Origin of the sequence: Streptomyces sp. adm13(2018) (genome assembly GCF_008042145.1) — a bacterium.
Taxonomy (GTDB): Bacteria; Actinomycetota; Actinomycetes; order Streptomycetales; family Streptomycetaceae; genus Streptomyces.
This window is the reverse complement of record NZ_RDBH01000043.1, coordinates 1-1,227: the sequence shown is the minus strand read 5'-3', so window position 1 is coordinate 1,227 and position 1,227 is coordinate 1. Positions and strand designations below refer to the sequence as shown.

The window sequence follows — 1,227 nt, the reverse complement described above, 5'->3', positions numbered from 1 at the left end:
GCCGAGGACCTGGGCGATCCGCCGCCCTCCGCCGCCTTCGCCGTCCTCGCCGAGGACCTGGGCGATCCGCCGCCCTCCGCCGCCTTCGCCGTCCTCCGTATCCCCCGTCTCGGCCTCACCGTCCCCGTCGCCCGGGGCATCTCCAAGCGGTCCGTCCTCGACAAGGGGTACGTCGGGCACTACCCCGGTACCGCCGCCCCGGGCCGTACCGGGAACTTCGCGCTCGCCGGGCACCGCAACACCCACGGCGAGCCCTTCCGGTACGTCAACCGGCTCGTCCCCGGCGACGAGGTGTCCGTGCGCACGCGTGCGCGTACGTACGTCTACCGCGTCGACCAGATCCTGCGGCAGACCGCTCCGCGTGACGTCGGGGTCGTACGGGCCGTGCCCCGGTCGATCGTCAAACCCTCCTACGGGTACGACGAGCCCGGCGCCTATCTCACGCTCACCACCTGCACCCCCGAGTTCAGCAGCGCCTATCGGTTGGTCGTCTGGGCGAAACTCGTCCGCTAGCGAGAGGCGACGCGCTCCCGTCGGCCGAGGGCCAGCGTGAGGGCCGCGCCCGTTACGGCCAGGGCCGCCGCGGCCAGGACCGCCCTGTCCGGGTCCGTCGTGGCCAGCGCCAGCATCAGGGCCACGCCGGCCGACGAGCCGATGTAGCGGGCGGTGTTGTTGGCACCCGAGCCCATCGCCGCCCGCTCCGGCGGTACGGAGTCGACCGCGAGGCGGGGCAGCGCGGCGTTGAGCAGGCCGCTGCCCGCGCCCGCCACCAGGAGGCCGGGGAGGAGGCGTGGCCAGGAGCCGGCCGGTCCCTCCAGACCGCCGAGCAGGGCCAGCACCCCCGCCGCCGACAGGGCGAAGCCCAGGGCCAGCTGGTACGGGGCGGGGACACGGCCCGCCAGCCGCCGGGTCTGGAGGGCCACCACGAAGGCGGTGCCCGACCAGAGCACGAACAGCCATGCCGCGCCCAGGGGCGACATCCCCGCCCCGCCCTGGAGCAGCGCGGGCACCACGCTGAACAGTCCGATCACCGCCAGCCCCGTGAACAGTGCGCCCAGCGTCGACGCGAGGAACGCCGGCCGCCGCAGCAGCGCCAGGTCCACCATCGGGGCCCGGCTCCGGTGCTCGACCCGCACGAACAGCCCGGTCAGGGCGACCGCGGCCAGCAGGAGGAGGCCCACCCGGGGGTGGAGCCAGCCGTCCCGGCCCAGGGTGAGGGCGGTGAGC

General features: G+C 75.2%; 2 protein-coding genes. One reads left to right on the top strand and one right to left on the bottom strand.

Translation table 11 applies throughout. The features are described 5' to 3' along the window. Positions 1–513, top strand: a 513-nt coding sequence (locus EAO70_RS03670) for a class E sortase (RefSeq protein ID WP_148001587.1), incomplete at its 5' end; no start/stop codon positions are given. Here EAO70_RS03670 and EAO70_RS03665 read toward each other — a convergent pair. After that, the coding region (locus EAO70_RS03665) for an MFS transporter (RefSeq protein ID WP_148001582.1) at positions 510–1,227 on the bottom strand (718 nt) is incomplete at its 5' end. The genes EAO70_RS03670 and EAO70_RS03665 overlap by 4 nt on opposite strands.